This is a genomic window from Collinsella sp. Sow4_D11, assembly GCF_052116465.1.
GTDB lineage: Bacteria > Actinomycetota > Coriobacteriia > Coriobacteriales > Coriobacteriaceae > Collinsella.
Genome location: NZ_JBQKLA010000019.1, coordinates 1 through 22029, shown reverse-complemented (window position 1 = coordinate 22029; position 22029 = coordinate 1). Strand labels below are relative to the sequence as shown.

18 protein-coding genes and 1 pseudogene are annotated in these 22029 nt (G+C 61.3%); 4 read left to right on the top strand and 15 right to left on the bottom strand.

The genetic code is table 11. From position 1 onward, the window contains the following. Positions 1–182 precede the first annotated feature (182 nt). The 11 genes and pseudogenes from ACTQ40_RS08265 to ACTQ40_RS08215 all read right to left on the bottom strand — a co-directional run bounded on the left by ACTQ40_RS08265 (position 183) and on the right by ACTQ40_RS08215 (position 11188). A complete protein-coding gene (locus ACTQ40_RS08265; protein WP_441563837.1) occupies positions 183–1628 on the bottom strand; it encodes a glycoside hydrolase family 1 protein in 1446 nt (481 codons plus the stop codon). A 69-nt stretch (positions 1629–1697) separates the two neighbouring features. Next, on the bottom strand, positions 1698–2465 hold the full coding sequence (locus ACTQ40_RS08260) for an AEC family transporter (protein ID WP_441563835.1): 768 nt from the start codon (positions 2463–2465) through the stop codon (positions 1698–1700). Positions 2466–2667: 202 nt separating this feature from the next. Continuing rightward, the gene (locus ACTQ40_RS08255) at positions 2668–3408 is read right to left on the bottom strand and encodes a sulfite exporter TauE/SafE family protein (RefSeq protein WP_441563833.1); all 741 of its coding nucleotides are present in this window, start codon (positions 3406–3408) and stop codon (positions 2668–2670) included. Positions 3409–3584: 176 nt separating this feature from the next. Further along, positions 3585–5069, bottom strand: coding sequence for a PTS transporter subunit EIIC (locus tag ACTQ40_RS08250; RefSeq protein ID WP_441563831.1), 1485 nt, complete (start codon positions 5067–5069; stop codon positions 3585–3587). Positions 5070–5145: 76 nt separating this feature from the next. Further along, the gene (locus ACTQ40_RS08245; protein ID WP_441563829.1) at positions 5146–6045 is read right to left on the bottom strand and encodes a PRD domain-containing protein; all 900 of its coding nucleotides are present in this window, start codon (positions 6043–6045) and stop codon (positions 5146–5148) included. A 234-nt stretch (positions 6046–6279) separates the two neighbouring features. Continuing rightward, the gene (locus ACTQ40_RS08240) at positions 6280–6789 is read right to left on the bottom strand and encodes a hypothetical protein (protein WP_441563827.1); all 510 of its coding nucleotides are present in this window, start codon (positions 6787–6789) and stop codon (positions 6280–6282) included. A 23-nt stretch (positions 6790–6812) separates the two neighbouring features. Beyond that, positions 6813–7652: a Cof-type HAD-IIB family hydrolase gene (locus ACTQ40_RS08235; RefSeq protein ID WP_441563825.1), complete on the bottom strand. Its 840-nt coding sequence runs from the start codon at positions 7650–7652 to the stop codon at positions 6813–6815. Between the two features lie 104 nt (positions 7653–7756). Next, positions 7757–8125: a VOC family protein gene (locus ACTQ40_RS08230; protein WP_441563823.1), complete on the bottom strand. Its 369-nt coding sequence runs from the start codon at positions 8123–8125 to the stop codon at positions 7757–7759. Positions 8126–8156: 31 nt separating this feature from the next. After that, positions 8157–8564, bottom strand: a pseudogene (locus ACTQ40_RS08225) (family 1 glycosylhydrolase); the annotation flags it as partial. A gap of 284 nt (positions 8565–8848) precedes the next feature. Then, the gene (gene pyrE, locus ACTQ40_RS08220; protein WP_441554235.1) at positions 8849–9532 is read right to left on the bottom strand and encodes an orotate phosphoribosyltransferase; all 684 of its coding nucleotides are present in this window, start codon (positions 9530–9532) and stop codon (positions 8849–8851) included. 120 nt (positions 9533–9652) lie between these two features. Beyond that, positions 9653–11188 carry a LuxR C-terminal-related transcriptional regulator gene (locus ACTQ40_RS08215; RefSeq protein WP_441554234.1) on the bottom strand — a complete coding sequence of 512 codons (1536 nt, stop codon included), beginning with the start codon at positions 11186–11188 and terminating at the stop codon, positions 9653–9655. 345 nt (positions 11189–11533) lie between these two features. Between ACTQ40_RS08215 and ACTQ40_RS08210 the strand changes: the two genes are divergently transcribed. The 4 genes from ACTQ40_RS08210 to ACTQ40_RS08195 all read left to right on the top strand — a co-directional run bounded on the left by ACTQ40_RS08210 (position 11534) and on the right by ACTQ40_RS08195 (position 15831). Then, positions 11534–12271, top strand: a complete 738-nt coding sequence (locus ACTQ40_RS08210) for a DUF4428 domain-containing protein (RefSeq protein ID WP_441032084.1) — start codon at positions 11534–11536, stop codon at positions 12269–12271. Positions 12272–12295: 24 nt separating this feature from the next. After that, on the top strand, positions 12296–13618 hold the full coding sequence (locus ACTQ40_RS08205; protein WP_441563821.1) for a hypothetical protein: 1323 nt from the start codon (positions 12296–12298) through the stop codon (positions 13616–13618). Positions 13619–13666: 48 nt separating this feature from the next. Beyond that, complete coding sequence (locus tag ACTQ40_RS08200) at positions 13667–14908, top strand: SPFH domain-containing protein (RefSeq protein WP_441537715.1); 1242 nt, start codon at positions 13667–13669, stop codon at positions 14906–14908. Between the two features lie 80 nt (positions 14909–14988). After that, positions 14989–15831 (top strand): hypothetical protein, encoded by an 843-nt coding sequence (locus ACTQ40_RS08195; RefSeq protein ID WP_427727291.1) that lies wholly within the window; start codon positions 14989–14991, stop codon positions 15829–15831. A 192-nt stretch (positions 15832–16023) separates the two neighbouring features. Here ACTQ40_RS08195 and ACTQ40_RS08190 read toward each other — a convergent pair whose 3' ends face one another. The 4 genes from ACTQ40_RS08190 to ACTQ40_RS08175 all read right to left on the bottom strand — a co-directional run bounded on the left by ACTQ40_RS08190 (position 16024) and on the right by ACTQ40_RS08175 (position 21595). Next, positions 16024–16647, bottom strand: a complete 624-nt coding sequence (locus ACTQ40_RS08190) for a response regulator transcription factor (protein WP_427747634.1) — start codon at positions 16645–16647, stop codon at positions 16024–16026. Continuing rightward, complete coding sequence (locus ACTQ40_RS08185; protein ID WP_441537718.1) at positions 16644–18143, bottom strand: sensor histidine kinase; 1500 nt, start codon at positions 18141–18143, stop codon at positions 16644–16646. The genes ACTQ40_RS08190 and ACTQ40_RS08185 overlap by 4 nt, the downstream gene beginning before the upstream one ends. After that, the gene (locus ACTQ40_RS08180; protein WP_441563819.1) at positions 18140–19939 is read right to left on the bottom strand and encodes a histidine kinase N-terminal 7TM domain-containing protein; all 1800 of its coding nucleotides are present in this window, start codon (positions 19937–19939) and stop codon (positions 18140–18142) included. Before ACTQ40_RS08180 ends, ACTQ40_RS08185 begins: the two co-directional genes overlap by 4 nt. 225 nt (positions 19940–20164) lie before the next feature. Beyond that, positions 20165–21595, bottom strand: coding sequence for a 6-phospho-beta-glucosidase (locus ACTQ40_RS08175; RefSeq protein ID WP_441563817.1), 1431 nt, complete (start codon positions 21593–21595; stop codon positions 20165–20167). Positions 21596–22029 lie beyond the last annotated feature (434 nt).

Genomic DNA, 22029 nt, shown 5'->3' with positions numbered 1-22029 from the left:
CCTGGATGGCAAAAACGTGCCCGAGGCCGTTTGGCGGACGACGGTGCGGCGCGCAGCACATCGCGCCCGCAGCAAAACGCCCCCACCGCCTGCGAGCCGTGGGGCTCCAGACGATGGGGGCGCGCACGACGTGCGGTGCGTGCGACGCGGCGCCTTGCGCGCGACGCGTCAGACAGGATCCGCTACGCCAGGTCCTCGCCGTTGGTGGCGATGACCTTCTTGAACCAGTAGAACGAATCCTTGCGGCTGCGCGCGAGCGTGCCCGTGCCGTCATCGTGCTTGTCGACGTAGATGAAGCCGTAGCGCTTGGCCATCTCGCCCGTGGAGGCGCTGACCAGGTCGATGCAGCCCCAGGGGGTGTAGCCCATGAGGTCCACGCCGTCCTTCACGGCCTCGGCCATCTCCTCGATGTGCTGGCGCAGGTAGTCGATACGGTAGGAGTCGTGGATCGAGCCGTCCTCCTCGACCTTGTCGTAGGCGCCCAGGCCGTTCTCGACGACCATCATGGGCAGCTGGTAGCGGTCCCAGATCTCGTTGAGCGCCCAGTGCAGGCCCTTGGGGTCGATCTGCCAGCCCCAATCGCTCGCCTTGAGGTAGGGGTTCTTGACGCCGCCCACGATGTTGCCGGAGACCTTGGCGCCGTTTTCGTCCGGGTCGGCCGTCACGCAGTTGGACATGTAGTAGCTGAACGTGTAGAAGTCCACCGTGCCCTCGCGCAGGATCTCCTCGTCACCGGGCTCCATCTTGAGCACGATGCCGTTCTCGGCGAAGTAGCGGTTCATGTAGGTGGGATAGTAGCCGCGGCACTGGACGTCGGTGCAGAACCAGTCGAAGATGCGGGTCTCACGCTGCGAGAGCAGGATGTCCTCGGGCTTGCAGGTGAGCGGGTAGAAGGGCGAGAAGATCTCCATGTTGCCCATCTTGAGCTCGGGGTAGTGCTCGTGGGCGTACTTCACGATCATGGCCGATGCCACGAACTGGTGATGCAGGCCCTGGAAGCGCACCTGGGGCTGCTCGGGCAGGTCGGTGCGGGCGCCGGAGAAGCCGCGGATGGTGCCGAGCGACGAGGACGCGCCCATCTTGCGGGTACCGGTGTTGATCTCGTTGAACGTGAGCCAGTACTCGACCTTGTCGTGATAGCGGTCGAGCACGCAGGTCGCGTAGCGCATGAAGCAGTCGATGGTCTCGCGGCCCTCCCAGCCGTTGTAGGCCTCGACGAGCCCGTAGGGCATCTCGAAGTGGCTGATGGTCACGAGCGGCTTGATGCCGTGCTCGAGGCAGCAATCGAAGACCTTGTCGTAGAACGCCAGGCCGGCCTCGTTGGGCTCGGTCTCAAGACCCGTCGGGAAGATGCGGGTCCAGGCGATGGACATGCGGAAGGTCTTGAAGCCCATCTCGCCAAAGAGCGCGATGTCCTCCTCGTAGTGATGATAGAAATCGATGCCCTCGTGGTTGGGGTAGAACGTGCCCTCCTCGAGCTGGGGGGTGATGCGGCGCGGCGTGTCGACCGTACCACCCGTCAGGACGTCCGGAATCGACAGGCCCTTGCCGTCGACATCCCACGCGCCCTCGAACTGGTTCGCTGCGGTGGCGCCTCCCCATAGGAAGTCATCGCGGAACATACCCATAACGCACTCCTTTCCTTTGCGCGCACGCGCGCAAGCTACAACTCCGGTCGCCCGGAGGGGTTACCTAACCTAGAGCAGCATGAGCCCCACCCAGAGCATGAGGGGCATGGTGATAAGCGAGAGCAGCGTCGAAGACGACACCAGGCCGGCGCCGTAGCGGTAGTCGCCGCCGAACATCTGAGGCAGGATGGCCGAGACCGTGCCGCACGGCGCCGCGAAGCCGATAAGGATGACGAGCTTCACCGGCGTGGGCAGCGGCAGGAACATGAGCACCGCGATCGTGATGAGCGGGATGATGATGAGACGCACCAGGTTCGAGAGGTAGAGGTTGGGGTTGCGGATCACGCCGCGGATGTCGGTCTGAACCAGGTAAGTGCCCAACACGATCATCGCGAGACCGGTGTTGAGGCCGGCCATATCGTCGACCGCGACCTTGATGACGCCGCCCAGCTCGAGCGAGAACAAGAACAGCACCACACCCACCGCGACCGAGATGACCGCGGGGTTCGTCAAGATCTTCTTGGGCGAGACGGTGGACTTGTCCTGCGTGACGAGCCAAAGTCCGTAGCTCCACGTGAGCGGCACCTGCGCGGCGATGCACACCGAGATGTAGAACACGTACTCCTCGCCGATGACGGTCTGCACGAGCGGGATGCCCACGAAGCCCATGTTCGAGATCATGATGCCGAGTTGTGATATGCGCTGGCGATCGCGATAGATGGCCCACGATATCGCTGCGGAGAGCACCGTGAACGCGATCGGGAGCACCGCGCAGACGATTGCGAGGTTGAGCTTCTCGGGGTCGACTGGGTTGCGAGCGAGCGCAGCACCACGCACGGCGTCGCCACGTAGAGCGCGATCGATGCCATGTGCTGAGCGCTCCGATTGTCGATGTACTTGAACTCGAAAAGCGCGATGCCGACCGCCATCATCACGAACATGGCGACCGTCTGCGTGATCATGATCGGCATGGTGTCTGCTATGGACATCTGCTGTGCTCCCCCGTCGCTATCGCTGTTGAATCTCTTGCTATCGTTCGCTACATCATGAGCATGAGCGCGCTACCAGCATTATATAAGCCGGCAACGCCGATCACGCCGTAGGTGAGCTTTCGCACGGTGGCGGTGTCCAGGTGCGCCACGACCCGGTTCGCGACAGCAAGGCCCAGAAGAACGCAGGCCGCGCCGAGTGCGATGTAGGGGACATGCGACGCGACCAGGATCCCGCGCACGATGCGAAAACTCACCCCCAGCAGGGTGACGATGCTGAAAAACGCCTGAACCGTTCCCAGGTACTCCTCCTTGCTCTGGCAGCGCATAAGGTAGTAGACGACCATGAGCGGCCCGCCTATGCCAAAGAGCCCGTCGCAGGCACCGCTCACGGCGACGCAGGCGACCGTGACCGGCAGCGGGACCGCGCCCGTCGACTCCTGCTCGCGCTGGATGAAGAGGAAGTAGGCCGAGAGCAGCATGAGGAAGATGCCGAGTACGAGCTTCATGAGCGTCTGGTCGAGACCTTCCGCGACCAAGATGCACGACCAGCTGACCGCCATGAACCCCACCACGGGTCCCCAGACCGCGCGGAAGTTCACGTGCGCGCGGTAGTGCCACGCCATACCGAACGTGACGGCCAGACAGATAGACTGCCCGATACCCGCCGACTCCACCACCGAGAACGTCTGCGAGAGCACGGCGACCATGACGATGTTCGCCCCAAAGCCCGTAACGCCATTCAGAAGACCTGCAGCGGCGGCCGCGATGCCTACGAGTACGAGCAGCATGGTATTCTATCCCTTCTTGCGCCGCGCGGGCGCATGCGATACGCGGACGGTGGACAGGAGCGTGAAGTGGCCAACGACCTCGTGTGAGGCACCGCCGGCAAAGGGCCGCGAAGCGCGCGTGCGTCCCGCGGCCCCGTCAGTCGACTCAACTCAGAGCCGGGCGCTCAAGTTGAAGCCTAGGCGGCCTTCTTCTTGGAGCCCTTCTCCTCCCAAGCGCGCTCATCCCAGAGGAGCCAGGTGAGCAGGAAACCGATGGCCGCGCCGATCAGCATCGCGATGCCGCCGTACATGGCACCGGTGATGCCCATGCCACCAGGAGCCGGATCGATGTAGCGCGCGAGCACCATGATGCCGGAGTAGCCGTTGACGAAGATCTTCGTACCCATGGCGGTCGCGAAGCCGCCGCCGATGGCGCCGCCGATGCAGGAGAACACGAACGGCTTCATACGCGGCAGGGTGACACCGTAGATGGCGGGCTCGGTCGTGCCGAAGAAACCGGTGATGAAGGCCGGGATGCCGATGTCCTTGACCTTCTTGTCGTGGCTCTTGAGGACGATGGCGAGCACGCAGGCGATCTGCGCCATCTCGCAGGCGACCTTACCCACGAGGACCGTATCGAAGCCCTGGCTGGAGAGGTTGGCGATGGAGACGGGGATGAGAGCCCAGTGCAGACCGAAGATGACGAGCACCTGCCAGAAGGCGCCGATGAGGACGCCCGCGACCGTGCCGCCCACGACGGGCAGCGCCGTGACGGTGTTGAAGATGAGCAGGACGACACTCGTGAGCAGGCTCGCGACCGGGCCGATGACAAGGTAGGTGAGCGCAACGCCCACGACGACCGTCAGAAGCGGGGTCAGGAAGAAGGAGACCATCGGGGAGATGATCTTCTTGAAGAACTTCTCCAGGCGCGACACGGCCATCATCGAGAGGATGATCGGCACGACGGAGCTGGTGTAGCCGGAGGCGGGCATGATGACGGGGATACCCAGGAAGGTGATGTAGTAGCTCATCTCGAAGGGGGTCCCGGCGAGCACGGTACCCAGCACGTCACCGGCGGTGGAGCTCACCATCGCGGGATAGGTGAGGGCGGCGCCCATGCACATACCGATGAACTCGGAGCAGCCGAACTTCTTAGCCGAGGTGTAGCCGAGGATGATCGGCAGGAAGTAGAAGAAGCCGTCGGCCGCGGCGTTGAGCACCATGTAGGTGCCGTCGGTGGAGGTGATCCACCCCAGGAACGCAAAGAGCGCGAGCAGGCCCTTGATCATGCCGGCTGCGGCGAGCATGCCCAGGAGCGGCTGGATGACGCCGGAGATGAGGTCCATCACGATGTTGAGGATGCCCTTGGGGCGCTCCTCGTTACCGCCCTCGACGGCGTTACCGTCGAGATCGACCTCGCCGGCTCCGGTCAGGTGACCCACGGAGAGCACGGCGTCGTAGACATCGGTCACGTGCGGGCCGATGACGACCTGGTACTGGCCGCCCGCGTGCATGATCTGCAGCACGCCGTCGGTCTGCTCGAGGACCTCGTCGTTGGCCTTCGACTCGTCCTTCAGCTTGAAGCGCAGGCGCGTCACGCAGTGCGCGACGCTGTTGATGTTGTCCTTGCCGCCCACATTCTGGATGATGATGCGTGCAAGGCCGTCGTACTTACTTGCCATGTGTTTCCTCCCTAGCTTCCATACGACGTTGCGAACTATGCTTCACGCCGGGTGGGTTCGACCCGACGATCAACACCTACGATGAGGCCGGGTCGTCCGCGCTGTCGCGCGCCTCCCCATGGAACCGGTTGATGTAGAGCATGAGATAGAGGATCTCCTCGTTGGAGAGCCTCCAGTGCTTGGTCTTCTTAAGATGCGCCTCCACGGCACGCGCCAGCTGGTAGGCGTGCGGGAGGTCCTTGGAGATCTGGTCGAGGAGCGTCGCGTCCTCCTCGCGCCACTCGTCCCCGCGCTTGAGGCGCTTGATGAGGTAGCGCAGGTGCGCGGCGAAGCGGCGGTAGTTGTAGCTCGAGCGGTCGAACGAGGTGCCCATCTCGCGCTCGAGCAGCGCCACGATGCCGTCGATGACCTCGACGTCCTGCATGACGCTCTGCATGTTGGACGAGTAGGAGCCGCCGGCGCTCTCGGCGTTGACGATGTGCAGCGCGATGGCGCAGGCCTCGTCCTGGGGCAGGTTCACGCCCGTATGCTCACGCATGATCTGGAGACCCTTGACACCGATCTCGTACTCATGCGGATAGACGAAGGGGATCTCGGGAGCGAGCGGGATCTCCATCACCACGCCCTGTGTGAGGCGATCGGTCGAGAACTGCAGGTGGTCCGCGAGCGGAAGATACAGGTTGGCGTTGAGCTCGCAGTCGAGCTCCTCCGCCGCGAGCTTGACGATGTCGAGCGCGGCGGCGATGACCTCGGGCGCGATCGAGGAGATCGTGGCGATGAGGTCGCTATCCACATGGTGGAAAACGCGCTGGATGGAGGACTCGTCCTCAAGCTCATAGGGCATGGGCGGGAATCCGACACCCTTGCCGAAGACCACAAGCTCGTTGCCCTGGGCGTCCTGCGCCATGGCAACGTTGTTGTTGATCTTCTTGGTGATGAGCATGAAAAAACTCCCCAGACGCATCTCGTGTTCCATAGGGGCACCACCTCGTGCTGCCCCCACGTTCACAAGTGATGCCTCCCGAGGAGTAACAATCTTGCTGACGGGTGAAAGTATAGATGACTTGTAGGGAGTGTGTCGAGAATCTGAAGTGATTACCGTTTACCGCCGATTCCATACCGTTCACGGTATCAACAGTATATCAACATATCCCTGACCTGCGGAAATGCTCGTTCTGGTAGCCCTCCCCCTTTGTCTTGAACGCGGACATCATGCGCGCGGAGGGACGGCGGCGTGCTCCTCCGCACCGGCATCCGGCGCGGCGTAGGCGCGGTCGAGTTCGTGGGCGAGATCCGCCCCGGGCTCGTGCATCACAAGCAGGGCCTCGGGACAGAGAAACGTCATGTCCATGGTGAGGTCGCGCAGGCGCTCATCGCGTGCAGGCGCCCGCCGCAGGTCGACGACCAGATCGGCCCGGAAGAGCGCGTGGTTGCCGGGCTTGCCCACATGCACGAGCATCGCGACCGGCGCGCCCACCCAAAGCATCTCGGCCGCCATGGCCGCCGCCTCGGCAAGCGCGCGCCCGCCGTGCTCGGGTTCGAACGTGATGTGGGCCTCGGCCACCCGCGCGAGCCGAGGGCGGGTGAGCGCCGCGAGGGCACCCGTCCGTGCATGCTCGAGGAGCCAGCGCGCCAACGCCTTGGCGCCGTCGATATCCGCACCCTTTACCACAACATGGAGCTGACCCGGCTCCTCCTGCGACTGCTTGCGCCCAAACATCTCGACCCCTTCCCGTGCGGTGCCTAATCGATGAGGCCCAGGTGCTTGAAGGCTTTCTCAAGGCCGTCGTCGTCCACGTCGGCCGTCACCCAGTCTGCGGCCGCCTTGGCCTCGTCGCCGCCCGAGCCCATGCAAACGCTCGTGGCGCAGCACTCGAACATGGGGATGTCGACCTTGGCATCACCCACGGCGATGGTGTCGGCGCGGTCGGCGCCCAGATACTCGAGCAGCACGTCGATCGCGTGGGCCTTGGTGATGTCCTTCACGCCCAGGTCGCCGAAGAGCGCGTGCTCGCCCTTGCCGCCCCACGTGCCGGGCTTGAGATCGGGGAACTCCTCGATCGAGTCGAGATGGTCCTGGTAGCTCGACAGGATGAAGCTCACCTTGTTGAGGTCGTCGCGATAGAGGTTCGCGCCGTAGATCATGTGGTCGGCGAAGGTGCCCGCGGACTTCACGGCATCTTCCTCGGTCGCGCCCTTGCCCAGGCGGTACTGGATCATGGCCGGGCGCGAGGCCTCGCGGAAGTTCTCGGACGCGAAGAGGCCGTTGTTGCTCTCGAGGTAGAACTCGAGCCCGCGCTCGTGCAGCCAGTCGACGATGTGCTTGCACTGCTCGAGCGTGATGAGCTGGTGCATGACCACGCGGTCGTGGTCCTCGACGTAGGAGCCGTTGCCGCCGATCATGCCGTCGAAGCCGATGTCGGTGAGCTCGGGCTTGTTCTCGGCTTTGCTACGGCCCGTGCACATGTACACGCGGTGGCCGTTGGCGCGGGCCGCCCGGATGGCCCGCTTGGCGGACTCGGGAATCTGGCCCTCGTAGGTGGTGATGGTGCCGTCGACGTCCAGAAAGACAATCTTGGACATGGCTGCCTCCTATAGCTGAACTCGTCTACCTATAGTACATGCATATTCATGGGGCGGGCTCGTTCCGCACCGGGCGGTGCCCGCCCCGTCCGCTGACGCGGGAGCTATACCGTGATCTCGATGCGCACGCCCTCGAAGGCGGTGACGCAGCTCTCGTAGTAGCCGTCGCCGGTGGTGCGCGGACCGCTCACGCATGCGTAACCCGCATCCACCAGGCGCTGGGTGAGTTCGTCGACCGCCTGGGCGCTCCCTGCGGAGAACGCCAGATGGGTGAGGCCGAGCGCCTCCTGCGCGGGATCGGCCTCGGCGATACCGGGCTTGGTCATGATCTCGAGCCGCGCGCCGTCCTCGAACGTGAGGAAAAACGAGCGGAAGCCGGTTGTGGGGTTGTGATACTCCGCCCCCGCGGTCGCTCCCAGGTAGGTCTCGAAAAAGGTACGCGCCCCATAGAGGTCGTGCACGTAGAGAGCCACATGCTCGATGCGCATCGCTGATCTCCAATCTTTAAGATTCGAGCGCTGCGCGCCCGTTGGTCGCGATGATCTTCTGATAGGCGAAGAAGCTGTCCTTGCGACGGCGCTCATAGGTGCCCGTGCCGTCGTCGTACTTATCGACGTGGATGAAGCCGTAGCGCTTGCGCATCTCGCCAGTGCCGGCGGAAACCAGGTCGATGGGACCCCACCAGGTGTAGGCTATCAGGTCAACGCCATCGGCAATGGCCTCGCCCATGGCCTTGATGTGGCTCTGCAGGTAGGCGATGCGATACGGGTCATGGATGGAGCCGTCCTCCTCGACCTCGTCGTAGGCGCCCATGCCGTTCTCGACCACCATCAGCGGAATCTCGTAGCGGGCGTAAATCTCGTTGAGGGCGATGCGCAGGCCCAGCGGATCGATCTGCCAGCCCCAGTCGGTGGGGACGTTCTTAAACGACTAGTCAAACAAGAATGTCCCCAACGACTAGTCGTTTAAGAACGTCCCCAATGGCTACTCTGGCAACGGCAGCGAGCGGGCCGCATTCGGAGCAAGACAACGCCGCAAGTAGAGGACGGACAGCGAGCGACGTCCAGGGCGAACAAGTTGGCGTGAAAAAGGCGAGGCATTGACCTTCTGGTCATGCCTCGCCTTTTGAATGACAAATTGTCGCCCTGGGCGGCGCGCAGCGTCGGCCGGTTACGGCGTTTGGTAAAACGCCGTAACTACTCCTGTGCTCCGTACTGCTCGTAGTAGGCGTCGATGGCAGTCTTAAGTTCGTCATCGATGACGACCTTGCCATCGATCTCGTGATTGTAGAGGGTCTCGACGACCTCGGCCATGGAAACGATGCTCGCGACGGGGAAACCGTACTTTGCCTCGATCTCCTTCTGCGCGGTGGTCACGCCGCCCTTGCCGACCTCCATGCGGTTGAGGGACACAATCAGGCCCTTGATTTCGACGTCGGCGGCAGCCTTAACCTTGGGATAGGTCTCGTCGATGGACTTGCCGCTGGTGGTAACGTCCTCGACCATGACCACGCGGTCGCCGTCCTGGGGCTCATAACCCAGCAGGTTGCCCTTATCGGCACCGTGGTCCTTGGCCTCCTTGCGGTCGCAGCAGTACTTGACCTCCTTGCCGTACAGCTCGTGGTAGGCAATTGCGGTCACGACGGCCAACGGAATACCCTTGTAGGCCGGTCCAAACAGCACATCAAAGTCGTCGCCAAAGTTATCGTGGATGGCCTGGGCGTAATACTCGCCCAGCTTCTTGAGCTGGTAGCCTGTCACGTAAGCGCCGGCGTTCATAAAGAACGGGGACTGACGGCCGCTCTTGAGCATAAAGCTGCCGAACTTAAGAACGTCGGACTCAACCATAAACTTGATGAACTCTTGCTTGTAAGCCTCCATGCGGGCTCCTCTCGTAATCGCGTACGTGCCTTCCAGTTTAGCGCAGGCGAAACGTCGATGCGGGTGCGCTTTGGAGCCACATCCCCCGTTAGAGTAAGGAACTGGGCGGCGGCTCATACGCTAGTCCTTGGGTGCCCAGGACCAGAAGAAGTTGATAAGGGCCACACGCGAGGCGGTACCGGTCTTTTTGTTGATCGAGGAAATGTGACGATAGAGCGTGGAGCGCGAAAGGAAAAGCGTTACGGCAATGTCCTGAACGCTCTGGTCCGAAACGACCAGGGCCTCAAGAATATCGCGCTCGCGCTCTGTAAGCCCAAAGGCGGCGACGAAGGCATCGAGGCGCTCATCAGGCGTGAGCTCCGCTGCCTCCACGAGCGCGGGGTCGGAACATGCGGGCGCAAGATCTCCACCAAGATTGTCGGCAGCAAGCGCCAGCCCGTCCCGCATCACGGCATCATCGGTTCGTTGCCCCAACTGTCCCAGCAGCGTAATCGCAATACCCACAAACATCACGAGTGCCGCGCCGACTGCAGCCAGCACGTTTTGACTCGAGATAATCGCCACCGCCGGCGCCGTCACGAGCATCGAGCACACGTTATTGACGACACGCCCCATGCACGGCCAAAAATATGACCAGTGCGCATAGAGCGAGATAGCGGCGAATTTTGTGGTAAAGAACACCACAAAGAAGCCCGAGCCCAGATAAAAGATAATCGTGGCAGCAAGCTCGTTACCACCATTACCATCGATGATGAGCACAAAGAACGAAAGCGTGGACAGCATGGCGACACATGTCATGCCGATATTCATATACGAACGGCCGTGCAGGTCAAATAGGGCGCCGGCGGCCAACGAGCTCGCAACAAGCAGCAGGCGCGGCCAGTCACCCAAATCAACGGCTCCGGTAGCATGCAGGGTTGTGAGGCCCGCGTTGAGAGCGGCGAATACGCCGGAAAGATACGCCGTCGCCACGGTCAGGCGAACTACGGCGCGGCGGAATGCCGCCTTTGCCTCGGGATCGTCATGCCACTTGGCGCCATATTCCAAGGCATCTACCGAAAGCCCGGCAACACTGGGTTCAAAGTTGGGATCGGACTCGTCGCGCAGTTTGGCGCGTCGGACACCGTGTAGCAACGCTACCTGCGCGATCGTACAGACAACCAGAACAGCCTGCTGAGGAATGCCGGCAGGCATCACCATATGGTTGAAGACCTGCACCAGAACGCCCATGGCGTAAGAAAGTGCGGCGGCGCGCGCCAAGCAGGGCGTCCGCGCAAAGCGCCGCGCAAAGTTTGCATGGGCAGTCGATCCGCAGTAGCCCAGCGCGCAGCACGCCACCAAACCGCCGGCGATTACCACCTCAGTCCGAACCGCCATAATCAACAGCAGGAATGCCGCTACCAGCAAAACACCCGTGACGTCACTCGTTGCATCGATGGCATGGGGACGGCGATAGTACAGAACGGGACGCACAAAAAAGCCAATCACGCTCGCGCCGAGGACAAGGCTCTCATAAATAACGACCTCGTTCGGAGACACGAGCTCGGCCATGCGAGTATCAAAGAGATACTCGCACGCCAAAAACGTGAAGAAGAACAGCGCCAGGCATATAATCTCCCGAATGCCCCGACGCAAATATGCGGTTGTGTCTCCCATGCCCCTCATGGTTAACCCCCAGCCGCTCAATTGTCTGGAATTCCATTTTAATAAAGAACCAGTCTCAATATCGAAGCCAGGCTCGAAATGCCGCTAATTTCGACCCCACCGTCCACATCACGCCGCGATTTTGAGCCGCATGGACCAGAAGGGACACGCGAGACCTCTAGCTCGGCTAGGAGCGTCTCCCACTACCACTCATTTAAGTACGTCCCCAATGAGTGGCCGAAAATGGGCCATGTGTCCCAGTTGTGGAGACTCCTTGAGCCGTCTGGGTATCGTGAAAGATCGCGCGCTCACCCATCATCAAAAGCGACACACGCTACCTGTTGATGGGAGGCAGCTATGGGCTTCTTTGACAAGATGTTCGAGAAGAAAGAGTGCGCGATTTGCGGTACCGAACTGGGGCTTTTGGGAAAGACCAAAATCAACGAAGGCTACCTGTGCAAAGAGTGCGCAGGCAAGCTCTCCCCCTTCTTTAGTGGTTGGCGCTCCAGCACCGCGGACGATATCCGCGAGCAACTCGCCTACCGCGAGGCCAACGCCGAGCGCCTGGCCTCGTTCAACCCCACGCGCACGCTCTCTGCCGGGCGCACCAACATCATGCTCGATGAGGACGCGGGCCTGCTGATCATCACTTCGCAGAGCCGCTGGCGCGACGCCAATCCCGACATCATCGAGTTCTCACAGGTACTCGGCTGCGATATGGATATCGACGAGCATCGCACCGAGATCTATCGCGAGACCAAGGACGGCGAGCGCGAGAGCTACAACCCGCCGCGCTACGACCTGGATTACGACTTTAACCTGACCATCCACGTCAACACGCCGTACTTTACCGAGATCAACCTGCGCGTGAACGACTCCACCATCGATCAGCGTGGCTCCATCGAATATCGCGAGGCCAAGCGCCAGGCAACCGAAGTCCGCGATGCGCTGGTACAGCTGCGTCAGGAGACACGCGACAGCGTCGTGGCCGCCAAGGCCCCCAAGACCGCGGTCACCTGCCCCTTCTGCGGTGCAACCACCATTCCCGATGCCAGTGGACGCTGCGAATACTGCGGCGGCGCCATCGGCGCATAGCCTCAGGCACGGAAAGGACCGATCATGGCCTTCGAGAGTGTCAACTATCAGTGCCCCGCGTGTGGCGGCCCCCTTCACTTTGCCAGTGCCGAACAAAAGCTTGTCTGCGACTACTGCGATTCGCGTTTTGAAGTCGAAGAAGTCGAGGCCCTCTATCGCGAGCGCCAGGACAAGGCAGATGCCAAAGCCGATGCCGCAGCCGCGGCCCCCAAACCTGCTGTCGACGATGCCGTGCAGGATCTGGCCCAAAACGCCGGCTACATCTGCTCGTCGTGCGGCGCCGAGCTGGTCTCGGACGGCACCGTCGCCGTTACCACCTGCCCATACTGCGGCAACTCCGCCGTGGCGCCCGGCCAGCTCTCGGGCGACTTCTCACCCGACCTGGTGATTCCGTTTAAGCTCGGGCGCGATGATGTTATGGCAGCACTCAAAGAGCACTACAAGGGCAAAATCCTGCTGCCCAAGAGCTTTGTCACCGGCAACCACATCGACGAGGTCCAAGGCGTTTACGTGCCGTTTTGGCTCTACGGCGCCCGCGTGGACGGCGAAGTGCACTTTGATGCGACCAACGAGACCGTGACCGAGGAATCCGACCGCACCGTCACGACCACCGACCACTACGACGCCTACCGTAAGGGCAAAATCTCGTTTGAGCGCGTGCCCGTCGACGGATCGTCCAAGATGCCCGACGGCCATATGGATGCCATCGAGCCGTTTGACTACGATGCGCTGCGCCCGTTCTCGGTCGCGTATATGCCCGGCTACATCGCCAACCGCTACGATGAGGATTGCGAGACCTGCAAGGCGCGCGCCGAGCGTCGTATGGAAGAAAGTACGATTTCGGCCCTGCGCGAGACCGTCGTCGACGAATATGACGACGCCACGGTAGAAAGCAAGCAGCTCGACTACACCTGGGAAGACAGCAACTACGCTCTGTTCCCCGTGTGGATGCTTTCCACCTCGTGGAACGGCAAGAGCTACCTGTTTGCCATGAACGGCCAAACCGGCCGCATGGTCGGCGAGCTGCCCTGCTCCAAGCCCAAGCTCGCCATCGCCTCGGTGCTGTTCTTTGTGATCGGGTTTGTCCTCTCCCAGATTCTCTTTATGGGCGAGAACGCCTTCAATCCGGACTACCTCACCTTTGATATCGAGGGCATCCTCATCAACATCGTCGCGCCGCTGATCATCGTAATCATCGGAGACGTGCTGCTGGTAGGCCAGCTCAAGACGGCCAACGAGGCCACCCACGCCGATTGCTACTGCGGTGAGCTCGACTTGACCGAGAAGCACGACACCTTCAGCCACACCGAGACCACCGTTGTCATGAAGGACAACAAGGACGATTAGCCATTCTGACCAATACCACCCGGCCTTTGACGAGAAAGGAAGATCACCATGGGACTCTTGAAAGCTGGATTGGGTGCTGCCGGCGGCGTCATGGCCGACCAGTGGAAGGAATATATCTATTGCGAATCGATGCCCGCTGACGTCTTGGCCTGCAAGGGCAGCAAGCGCACCGGCGGCCGCAGCTCCAACACGCGCGGCGAGGACAACGTCATCTCCAACGGCTCCGTCATCGCCGTCAACGACGGCCAGGGCATGCTCGTGGTGCAAAACGGCAAGATCATCGAGGTCGCGCTGGAGCCCGGCGAGTTTGTCTTTGACACCGGCAGCGAGCCGAGCGTCTTTAGCGGCAACCTGGGCGACTCCATCAAGGAGACGTTCGCCAATATCGGCAGCCGTTTTACCTTTGGCGGCGACGCGGGCAAAGACCAGCGCGTCTACTTCATCAACACCAAGGAGATCATCGGCAACAAGTACGGCACCGCCTCGCCTGTGCCCTTCCGCGTGGTCGATAACAACATTGGCCTGGATGTCGACATCTCCGTTCGCTGCAACGGCGAGTATTCGTACCGCATCACCAACCCGCTGCTGTTCTACACCAACGTGTGCGGCAACGTGACCGATAGCTACACGCGCGATAAGATCGACAGCCAGCTTAAGTCCGAGCTGCTCACCGCTCTGCAACCCGCCTTTGCCAAGATCTCGGAGATGGGCATCCGCTACAGCGCTATCCCCGGCCACACCACCGAGCTCGCCCGCGCGCTCAACGAGGTTCTCTCCGCCGACTGGCGCGACCTGCGCGGCGTCGAGATCGTGAGCTTTGGCGTCAACTCCATCGCCGCCTCGCAAGAAGACGAGCAAATGATCAAGGACCTGCAGAAGGCCGCAGTCATGCGCGATCCCACCATGGCAGCCGCCAACATCGCCAGCGCCCAGAGCGATGCGATGCGCGCGGCAGCCGCCAACCCCAACGGCGCGATGGCCGGCTTTATGGGCATGGGCATGGCGGGCGGCATGGGCGGCATGAACGCCAGCCAGCTGTTCGCCGCCGGCCAGGCACAGCAGCAGGCCGCCCCACAGCCGGCTCCGGCACCCGCCCCCGCACCGGCTCCTGCCGCTGCCCCCGCGGCCGGCACGTGGACCTGCAGTTGCGGTGCCACCAACACCGGCAAGTTCTGCCCCGAATGCGGCAGTCCCGCACCCGCCCCGGCACCGGCCAAGTGGTTCTGCCCCAACTGCGGCAGCGAAAACGGCGGCAAGTTCTGCAGCAACTGCGGAACGCCTAGGCCCTAACCCCTCTATCTAGTAATTGGCGGGGGGTCCGCCACCCCCGCATTTGCTTCTATGGGTTTCGTTCGATAAAGGAGGACACCATGAAGACAACGTTCAAAAAGTCCGTACTCGCATTTCTGACATGCGTCCTGGCGCTCGCCTTTGCCCTGACGGGCTGCAGCGGCGGCGGCAAGGACCCCAAGGCCAACTTCGTCGGCAGCTGGGAACTCTCGGGTGGAACCCTGGAGGGCGAAGAGCTCACCGATGAGTACATGGATATGCTCAAGGAGTGGGGCCTCAACTGTATCCTGATCCTCGACGAAGACGGCACGGGCGTCCTCGACATGTTCCTTGAGGTCGCCGACCTGAAATGGGAGGCCAAGGACGCCACCACTGCAACCATCACCGCCGACGGCGATTCGCAGGACATGAAACTCAAGGACGGCAAGCTCGTCCTCGAGGTGGAAGGCGACAAGCTTATCTTTACGAAGTCCGACAAGGATCTTTCCGGTACGCTAAAAAAGGATCGCGAGGCGGCCGAGAAGGAAGAGGAGATCGATGAGGCCGTCGAAGACGACGACGTCCAGAGCGTCGAAATCTCCCCCGCCGTCACCGTCGCCGATGACGATCTGTGCACCATCACCATCACTGAAAAGTTCAAGGACGAATGGGGCGACATCGGCTTTGTCGTCAACATCACCAACAAGAGCGACAAGGACCTGACCTTCTACGCTCCCTCCGGCAAGACCAACGTCAACGGCACCATGAAGGAACCCTGGTTCTCGGCTAACCTGATGCCCGGCACCAACGCCACCGAGGAATTCACATTCTCGAGCGGCGAGCTTGACAGCCTTGACGACCTGGTCAACACGACCATCGGCATCGACGCCTATCTGACCGATTCCTACGAGGACGTCGCCTCCTACACCGCAACCATCGCGTAGCGGCACGTAACATCAGCCGCGGATTGGCGGACGCATCCGCGCACTTGCCAGGCGGGGCCGCAGGAGTTGATCCTGCGGCCCCGTCGTTTTTATGCCGACAGCACAGCCGCACAAGCAGGCCGCCCGTCGTTTTCTGATGCAAAACGGCGGGCGGCCTATCTTTACGGCGCCGGAACACGGCGAGCGCATCGATTACGGGCGCTCCATGTTGGGAACGATGCTGCCCTCCGTTACCGCGCGCACGGCAAGACGCATGATGTTGTCGTAGCCGGTCTTGCTCAGAATCTCCGAGATGCGACGCTTGATGGTACCCTCACTCATAAACAGCTCGGCCGCGATCTCGCGGCGGCTTTTGCCCTCGCAGGCAAGGCGCAAAATCGACAGCTCGACATCGTCGAGTGCCGCCGTGCCCGAAAAAATGCTTTCGGGCGGCTTGGGAAACGTGCAATAGCCCGCCAGCGTGGAGCGCATCACGGCGAACAGCTCGTCGATACCGACGTTCTTGTACACAAAGCTATCGACGCCCGCCTCGCGAGCCTGGTCGACAAAGGTGATCTCGGGCATGCCGGTCATAATGATGACGCGGCACTCGGGCAGCTGCTCCTTGATGCGCGCCGCCGCCACGATGCCGTTTGAATCGTGTTCGGTGCACACGTCCATCAGTATCATGTCCGGGCGCTCCTTGAGCGCGATACCCAAGGCCTCGGAGGCATCGGCGATCGCGGCGACGACGGTCATATCGGGCTGGTCGCCAACGGAGCGCGCCAGGCTTTCGCGCAGAATGGCCTGATCTTCGACAATTAACACGCGGATCATGAACTTCTCCTTTGGACCGTGGCGTTGGGGCTCAGCGGGATGGACACCGCAAGCGTAAAGGGCTGGGCGGCGTGGACTTCCAGGCCGCCGCCCAAATCTTGCGCGACATGCCTCATACCTGGGATACCCGTTCCCTCGCGATACGATACGGGGGCCGGGGACCCGTCGTTAGAAATCGTCATGCGCGCGACGGCGCCAGCATTCGTCCCCTCCTGCCACAGGCGCACGTGGACCTGATGCGCCTGCGCATGCCTGGTGGCATTGGTCGAGGCCTCGCGAATAATCTGCAAAAATGCGGCGGCGACACGTGCGTCCTCAGGCAGCGCACCCTCAACATCGATCTGCACACTCACCAAGCCAAAGGCATGGACGATATCGCTCAGCTGCTCTGCAGGCTCGCTGGCACCGCCACTGCGCAAATCGGCGGCGATTGAGCGCAGCAACGGGTCAATCTGCTCGAGCGACTCATCATCCAGACGTCCCTCCTCCAAATAGCGATGAAGAATGGACAGGCGCTGGCCGATCACATCGTGAACGCGGGCACGCATACGTAGGTAGGCCGCATTGTCGGCAACCTTTTTGGCTTCTTCGATCTGGGCCTGGAGCTCTTGGCCAGCACGCTCAAGCAGGTGGTTGGCTTGCGCCAGACGGTCGTAGGCATGTGCGTATTCCGTCACGTCCAGGCCGACGACGCGCTCGAACGGACGGCTCGAGACCGTAACGGAGTCACGCACGAACAGACGAATCTCGGAAGGAGAGATCTCGACCACGGCGCGATCCCTACCAAAGCGATCAAGGTCGATATGGGCGCGATTAGCGCTGCTTTCGGGCATTTGCATGCTAAGTTTGCGCAGGTCGTTCCATGTGCTGCTCATGTCGCCCAGGTCGGTGGGCATATGGAGCTCTACGAGGTTTTTGCGCATGCAGCGGTTCATGAGCAGCGGACGGCCCCTCGGGTCTAGATACAGGATGCCCACGGGAATCACGTTGATGGTCTCGATCGTCGAGAACATGGTGATATCCTCTTGGCGGTTACGGACGTCCATCAAGAGCGCCGCGATGGAACGGAACAGGAAGAACGCTCCCTCTGCGATAAGGACAACGGTCCACGCCGAGCCCATGGCAAAAACCACCGGTGGTGTAACGGCGACAACAAGCAGCAGCTCGACCAGCATGACGGGACGACGATAGTGCACCATAAGTACCACGCCATAGGCAAAGATTGCGGCATTGAGCCACAACGCTCCGCCCATTGCCCTGGCGCAAACGTCAAGCGGCGCCACCAGATACGAGCCAGACGACGTGAACAAGATGAGCGCCGAAATCATCAGGTGAAGCACAAGACTCGCCTCGTAGGCGCAAATCACCTTACGGTTATAGGACGAGCGGCGCGATGCGATGAGCGGGACGTGGATCGTCTGCAGACACGCAGCCAGGGCAAAGACAACATCGAGCGCAACGATTTGGGGAAGGATGAGCGAAATCTGCATCGTCACTCACCCGCCCTCGGCATCAAGACGATCATGCGCAGCTGACCGGGCTCGCCCTCAAGGCGGTATGCCACGTTGCGCCCTTGCAAAGCGCTTTCGAGCTCTTGCGCAGCGGGCGTCTGCGAAAGATCTTCATCATCGTTGGAAAAAAGTGTGGCGCGCAGCTCGACGCTGCATCGGTCATGGTCGCCCAAGTGATACATAAGTGCCGGATGATCGGTGGCGTAGGCAAAAAACGCAAAGTCATACACGCAGTCGTACAGCGCGCTTACCGTACTGGCGTGCATCGGGCGCCGTATGGCAATAATCGAGGCGCAATCGACATCGATCGTGCGCAGGTCGCTTGCGAGCTCGTTGGCAATGAGCTGAATGCGGTCGCGGTCAAAACCGCTCTCCCCGTGCCGTGCCAACGTGAGCGACCCCTTCCGTTTGCAATAGGCAACGAGCATCTTGGCGCGCTGTAGCATGCGGTAACGCTCGCGCGAAGATTCCTCGTCAGTCAACGGCGGCAGCGAGCTCAACAAGTCGTACATCTCTTCGAGCGCGCGGGCAAGCGCCTGGTCCACGTCTTGGACTAGCAAGGTCTCGGCCTCTTGATCTGCCAAATGTGTCTTAAGGTCGTAGTCGGCGGCAAGCAGCTCGTTTTGGCGTTGCAGCTCCATGCGACGATGTGCCAGTTCGCGATTGAGCTCGTTGAGCTCCGATACGTCTTGGGCAAGCAGGGCCGATCCCCCCAGCAGCGGAAAAGCACGATACATCACATCGGGATCGGACGCCACGGTAAAGGCATGGGCGCGGGCGTGCTCCTGGTTCCGCAACTCCTCGCGCACGCCTACCGGCATTGGCTTTGACACCGGCGTGGCATAGACCTCCTGCAGGTCGCGCGTTAGAACTTTGAGGTCAAGCGGCAAGGTGTCGAAGATGCCGGCGATATCGTGGTACGACGGAATGACACCGCAATCGAGACAGATTTCCATCGCCACCACGCACAGGATGCAATAGACGAGCGAAAAGTTGAGCCTCCATGCCCAGGGCACGCGCAGAGCATATGAGATGCCAAAGAATGCGCCGCCCAGCAGCACGAGCGCCGCCATGCCCGAGAAACGTTGGATGCGAAAGGACGAGGACCGACCAACCAGGATAAAAAAGGCCACGAAGTTAAAGGCCGTCCACACGAGGAAGGCGAAATAACCCCGGCCGTACGTGTAATCGTTGCTCCAGGTGTCGCTTGTACGGTCAAAGCGGAAGACCTGCTGGTGAAAATCGTTGGTGAGCACAAATCCGATAAGCAGGATGGCCACAATCCACAGCGCAGCACGGTAGCGGCGACCCAGGCGGCGTTGCTCCAGGCCCGCAAGGCGCAGGCCGCAGAGCTGGTAGAGCAGCGGAATGAGCGTCATGGGCACGTAGTACAGGTACCACAGCAAGGTGGCATAGAACGGCGTGAACGACTTGTACTTGAGAATGACCTCGATCATCCACAGGGCACAGATGGTGGCGATGGCAACAAGGCGGCGGCGCAACACATAGTCCAAACAACGCAGATAGACCAACACGCCCCAAATCGAAAATACAATTGCGGCGACAAGCAGCGGGAGAGGGCTCGAATGGGTGAGCCCATCCACGACCTCTTCGGACACCTCGCTATAGGCGGGCACGGCGTTAGAAAGTTTGGGGTCGAAGGCGAACAGCACCGGCAAGATCGCCAAAAGCATGAGGAACAGCGCGGTGATGGCGCCGGCGATAGCAAAGACGCGGTGACGGTACACCTGATGCGTTATGCCAACAAGGAATCGCGGCATGGCGAAGAGCCTGCCGCCCCTGGGATCCGCAACCGGAGCGGTCCGGGCGGCCGCGTGGCCGATATGTCGCTCGCGGGTACTCATAGTCCCTTTAGTGTACCGACAGGCGGGCCCAAAAGCGGGCCGCATGTCCCAAAATCCGCAGACGGCAAGGCGCCCGGCGAGCAATAACTACTCGCCGGGCGCCTTGGTTAGAAGGCTATGAAGTTGAGTATCTCAGCTTCCTTAGGACAGGTCCTCACCATTAGAAGCAATAACCTTCTTGTACCAGTCGAAGCTCTTCTTTTTGGAACGCTTGAGGGTACCGTTGCCGGCGTCGTCGCGGTCCACATAGATAAAGCCGTAGCGCTTGGACATCTCACCCGTGCCGGCAGACACCAGGTCGATCGGGCCCCAGGTGGTGTAGCCCAGCAGGTCAACGCCGTCCTCGGTCACCGCATCGCGCATCGCGGCGATATGCTGGCGCAGGTAGTCGATACGGTAGTCGTCGTTGATGGAGCCATCCTCCTCGACAACATCCTTGGCGCCCAGACCGTTCTCGACCACAAACAGCGGCTTCTGATAACGGTCGTACAGGTCGTTGAGGGTGATGCGGAAGCCCAGCGGATCGATGGCCCAGCCCCACTGGCTCTCCTGCAGATAGGGGTTCTTGGCGCCGGCGAAGGCGTTACCCTGGGTGCGCTCGACATCGGGGTTATCGGCACCGGCAGAGCAGCGGGTGCTGTAATAGCTAAAGCTGATGAAGTCGACGGTGTTAGCGGCCAGGATCTCGCGGTCCTCGTCCGTCATGCCCACATCGATGCCTAGACGCTCAAGCTTCTTGACGGCATATGCCGGGTAGTAGCCGCGGCTCTGGACGTCGACGAAGAAGTAGTTGTCCTGGTTATCGAGCTGCGCCTGGCGCACATCGCCCGGACGGCAGCTGTAGGGGTAGTAGCTACCCGCGGCGAGCATGCAGCCGATCTTGATCTCGGGGTCGATCTCGTGGGCGATCTTGGTTGCCCAAGCGCTGGCGACGAGCTCGTTGTGGGCGGCCAGGTACTCGACGGCCTCCTTGTTCTCGCCCTCCTCAAAGACCAGACCGGCACCCATAAACGGCAGGTGCAAGATCATATTGATCTCGTTGAAGGTGAGCCAGTACTTCACCAGCCCCTTGTAGCGGGTAAAGATCGTGGTCGCGAGGTTCTTGTAGAAGTCGATGAGCTTGCGGTTGCGCCAGCCGCCGTACTCCTTGATGAGGTGAATCGGGCAATCGAAGTGCGTGATGGTCACGAGCGGCTCGATGCCGTGCGCCTGACACTCGCGGAATACGTCCTCGTAGAAGGCCAGGCCAACCTCGTTGGGCTCGGTCTCGTCGCCGTTGGGGAAGATGCGGGTCCAAGCCAGGCTCATACGGAAGGTTTTAAAGCCCATCTCGGCAAAGAGAGCGATGTCCTCTTTGTAGTGGTGATAGAAATCGATGCCGGTCTGCGCGGGATAGTAATAGCCGTCCTCGAAGTCGAGCATTTTACGCTGGCCGGAGACCACCGCATAGCGCTCGGGGCCGTGCGGAGCCACGTCCACGTTGGCCAGGCCGCGGCCGTCCACGTCGTAGGCACCCTCGCACTGGTTGGCAGCCGTTGCGCCGCCCCACAGGAAGTCATTACGGAAAGCCATGTATCAATCCTTTCGCACGCTGTTGTCATAGGCTCAGTATCTCTATAAACGGCACGTCGCTCAACGGCAACGGCGCAGGTCGACACTTCTTTTCGCTCCCGCATATCGGCAGACGGTGCGCTCCTGACACTTTTTGATACCTCGCGTGCACGAAAAAGCACCCGCCCACACGCCGCGAACGTCAAGTGAGTAGACTTTTTGGCAAAACTCAACCAGACCCGCCTTTGACGCCATCAAAACCGCAGGTAGCTTACCTGGCATGTTCCGGCGTGGTCAGACTAAGCCAAAAAGTCTACTCACTTGCAAAAAAGGGCGCCTCCACAACAGACACTATGACCCAATCCGAGGGCACTAAAAAGATAGGAGCCCCCGCTCGTGACCGCGGGTCGGGGCTGCGACAATGATGTTGAAGTGCCATAGGCGCAGCCGCGCCG